At 53.4% G+C, this 3,588-nt stretch carries 4 protein-coding genes and 1 pseudogene; 3 read left to right on the top strand and 2 right to left on the bottom strand.

The window, feature by feature from the left end:
* Nucleotides 1–31: 31 nt before the first annotated feature.
* Entirely contained in the window at nucleotides 32–931 is a 900-nt protein-coding gene (locus tag ACWXW9_RS28890) for an SbtR family transcriptional regulator (RefSeq protein WP_209942308.1), read from the bottom strand.
* Nucleotides 932–1,187: 256 nt separating this feature from the next.
* Between ACWXW9_RS28890 and ACWXW9_RS28885 the strand changes: the two genes are divergently transcribed.
* From ACWXW9_RS28885 to ACWXW9_RS28875, 3 genes are all read left to right on the top strand, one after another.
* Nucleotides 1,188–1,922, top strand: coding sequence for an SDR family NAD(P)-dependent oxidoreductase (locus ACWXW9_RS28885; protein WP_014279382.1), 735 nt, complete (start codon nucleotides 1,188–1,190; stop codon nucleotides 1,920–1,922).
* A gap of 242 nt (nucleotides 1,923–2,164) precedes the next feature.
* Nucleotides 2,165–2,761 carry an NADPH-dependent F420 reductase gene (locus ACWXW9_RS28880; protein ID WP_283652674.1) on the top strand — a complete coding sequence of 199 codons (597 nt, stop codon included), beginning with the start codon at nucleotides 2,165–2,167 and terminating at the stop codon, nucleotides 2,759–2,761.
* A gap of 380 nt (nucleotides 2,762–3,141) precedes the next feature.
* Complete coding sequence (locus ACWXW9_RS28875; protein WP_283652673.1) at nucleotides 3,142–3,324, top strand: hypothetical protein; 183 nt, start codon at nucleotides 3,142–3,144, stop codon at nucleotides 3,322–3,324.
* On the opposite strand, the pseudogene ACWXW9_RS28870 reads toward ACWXW9_RS28875, so the two are convergent.
* Nucleotides 3,280–3,501 (bottom strand): annotated as a pseudogene (locus ACWXW9_RS28870) (helix-turn-helix domain-containing protein); the annotation flags it as partial. The gene ACWXW9_RS28875 and the pseudogene ACWXW9_RS28870 sit on opposite strands and share 45 nt — an antisense overlap.
* Nucleotides 3,502–3,588 lie beyond the last annotated feature (87 nt).

Raw genomic sequence — 3,588 nt, 5'->3', positions numbered from 1 at the left:
TGGTAGGAAAGTATGCGTCGGCAAATCTGATTCAACACGTTGCCTTCTTGACACCGTTGCTAGGCCGATTTATCAGGATGGCGCTCGTAATAACGTGAAAGAGATGATCCCCCCGTGGCGCGAATCCGGGCTGGCCGACGAGCCAGCCGAGCGCCGACATCAGGGCGAACAGGTCGACCCCATCCATATCGGCGCGCGCCGTTCCCTCGGCCTGAGCGCGGAGCAGTAGTCGCGCGCCCGCTGACCGCACCGCTGAGCTTGAAGCGTGAAGCGCGGAGTCCGGGTCCGCGTGGGCGCTCGCCATCAAGGCGCAAACGCCGCTATAGCTATGAAAGAATGCCACCCCTTCGCGAAACCAGGACACCAGCGCTTCGTCAGGTGGCTTCGACGTTTCGAGTTCGGCTGCCTGCTGCGTCAGTGCGTCCACATTCATACGCAGCAACGCTTCGAACAAGGCTTCTCGCGTCGGGAAATGGCGAAGCAGTGTGGCCAACCCGACGTCGGCCCGGCGGGCGATATCTCGCATGGACGCGTCGGCACCATGCTCGGTGACGACGTCACGCGCGACTGCAAGTAGATGGCTGTAATTTTTTCTGGCGTCGGCTCGCATAAATCGCCTTGACAATGGCTGCTCGGTAATCTCGCCCAGTGGGCCGGCTTCGCCCGTGACAGCGCTCGCTCGGAAATATTTTCTAGAATCTGAGTACTGGCCGCTGTATTCTTCGTTAATGCGACCTAATAAAAAGTCTATAGAAACCCCAAAAAGAGTGGCAATCTTATCGATCGTTTCCTTCCTTGGTGTTCTGCCTTTTTTGTCAGACTCGTATCCAGCTATGGTAGATCTAGATATTTTCAATCGTTCTGCAGCTTGCTCCTGCGTCCATCCTCGCTCTTCACGAAGCATTTTAAATCTCTCGGCGAATGTAGCCACCTAAATCACCCCTATTAATATATTACATTATAAATGTTCCTTTTGGAAACATTCTATCAAATATTATTGCTAATGTTCCGAAAGGGAACTATAATCAAATTGGCTGTATGGCGTGGCTCGCATAAATCGCCTTGACAATGGATCACTGATCCATATATGATGAACCTGTATCTGAATCAGTGATCCACAAGATACAGCACATTTGTGCAAATGGGAACCGAGACACTGTCGGACATCACGAAAGGGGAAAGAAGTCATGGGAAAACTTGAAGGTAAGGTTGCAGTCATCACGGGTGGATCGAGCGGCATGGCGCTGGCGAGCGCCAAGCGGTTCGTTGAAGAAGGCGCCTATGTTTTCATCACGGGCCGGAGGCAGGAGGCGCTCGACGAGGCCGTCAAGCTGATTGGCCGGAACGTGACCGGCGTGCGCGGCGACTCGGCCAATCTCGACGACCTCGACCGCCTGTTCGATACAGTAAAGCGGGAAAAGGGCAAGATCGATGTCCTATTCGCGAGCGCTGGCACGGGCGAAGCCGGCCCACTGGGCGAGATTAGCGAGCAGCACTTCGATGCGACCTTCGGCCTGAATACGCGCGGAACGCTGTTTGCGGTCCAGAAGGCGTTGCCGCTGTTCAACGATGGCGGATCGATCATCATGACCGGGTCAGTTACTTCGGTGAAAGGTTTTCCTGGTTTCGGCGTGTATGCGGCGAGCAAGGCGGCGTTGCGCTCATTCGCACGCACTTGGCTCAACGAACTGAAGGGCAGGAATATCCGGGTGAACGTGCTGAGCCCGGGGCCGATCGCCACACCGATGCAGGACCAAGCTATCGACGAGGAGACGAAGCGGATGTTCGAATCCCTGATCCCGCGGGGAAAGATGGGCCGTCCTGAGGAAATTGCGACGGCCGCGCTGTTTCTTGCTTCAGACGATTCGAGCTTCGTGAATGGGGTGGATTTGTCTGTCGACGGCGGCTTATCGGCCATCTGAGATCACGCCGAAAAGCGTGTGGGGGGTCTGTCAACTTGACGAAGATGATCCGAGTTGTGTCGATAAGTATGGAATCCTGATTAATAAGCGGGATTTATTTCGGTGATTGTCCAGCGGGTATTGTCTCGCGTGGCGCATCGCGGGCAGCGGGCCGCCTAACGCGGGCAACGGTCCCGCACGCCCGGTTACCAATTAACATGGGTCCGTGGTTGATCAAAACGTCCCCTGAATGGAGAGTTAACATGAGCTATTCGATTATTGGCTTTGGCGCGGTAGGCCAAGCACTCGCCCGAGCATTTGCAAGAAAGAACATCGATGTGACCGTCGCCAGCCGGCGCCCTCCCGTGACGTTGATACAGCAGGCACGAGCGATCGGCCCCACCGTTGTCCCTAGGACGCTGCAGGATGCAATCGCGTCCGACACGATCTTCCTGGCGGTTCCGTTTTGGGAACATCGCGAAGTCGCGAAGCAGATCACAACCTGGCAGGGCAAGACGATCATCGACGCGACAAATACAAATGCTCCCGTTGAAGACCTGGATGGTCAGCCGTCGTCCGCAGTTGTCGCCAAAGCGTTTACCGGCGCCAGGTTCGTAAAGGGCTTTAACCATCTGCCCGCTGCCGTTCTGGCCGCTGATCCGAGCGTGAATGGCGGCAGCCGCGTCGTGTTTTTGTCAAGCGACGACGAAAATGCGGTGGCGCCGGTCGCGGTTCTGGCCGAACAACTCGGTTTCGCGCCGATTGCGCTAGGACCGCTCAAGGATGGCGGCTCGCTCGTCCAGGCCAGGGGCAATACCTGGGCTGAACTGATCTTCCAGGATCTCGTCAAGTTCAAATAGCGGCGCGTCACAACAAAGTCACAGCCGCTACGCGCATAGCCAAACGCGTGCTGGTGATCTGACCGAGATTCAGTTAGTGCTTCTGCGCGGGTGCATCATGGCCGCTAGACTCGCCGGATACCACTCGAAATATGTATCATGTAATAATGCTTAACGATTGTTCGTTCAACATGAAGGACTATTCAATGACAATAGGTGCATAAAAAGGCGTTCCATTAAGCCAATGTCATTAAGTATGGCGCAAGGCTAAAAATCAAGAAAAAGAGCAGGTTATCGAAAAGATAGCCCGCTCTTTTTTTGGTGTCTATTTAGCCCCTATTTGAACTTGGACAGTACACCCCTTACTCCGATACAATAATATTGAGGAGGAGGGGAACGAAATGAAGAAGAAACAGTATGATCTAAATTTCAAGAAGATGATGGTTGCCAAGGGGAAGGAAATCGGCAACATGACCGCTATAGCAAGACAACATGAGCTTGATCCAAAGATGGTATTGCGATGGGCCAGAGAATTTAATCTTGAGTTTCCGCTGTGGACGAAGCACATCCATCCGCTTGCATAGACGGTAAACTTTCTTCTTGTTAATTTTCAGTTGATGGCGGCGGCTTAAAAGCACGGTCAGTTTACGATAGCCGTAGTTCGCGCCTTCGCCTGCTAAGAACTCCATGATCCATTCACAAATCTGCTCATCACTGATTGGCTCACCATCTTGTGTATAAGATAAACCAGGTGCAGGGCGGCGAGAAACAAAGCAAATTAACGAAATTCTACATCTGATATCGAATAAGAGGTGTATTGTCCTGAATTAGGGTGTTTAACCGGTATA

It is taken from the genome of Paenibacillus sp. LT-B23, from assembly GCF_059417685.1.
This window is presented reverse-complemented; position numbering and strand designations above follow the sequence as displayed.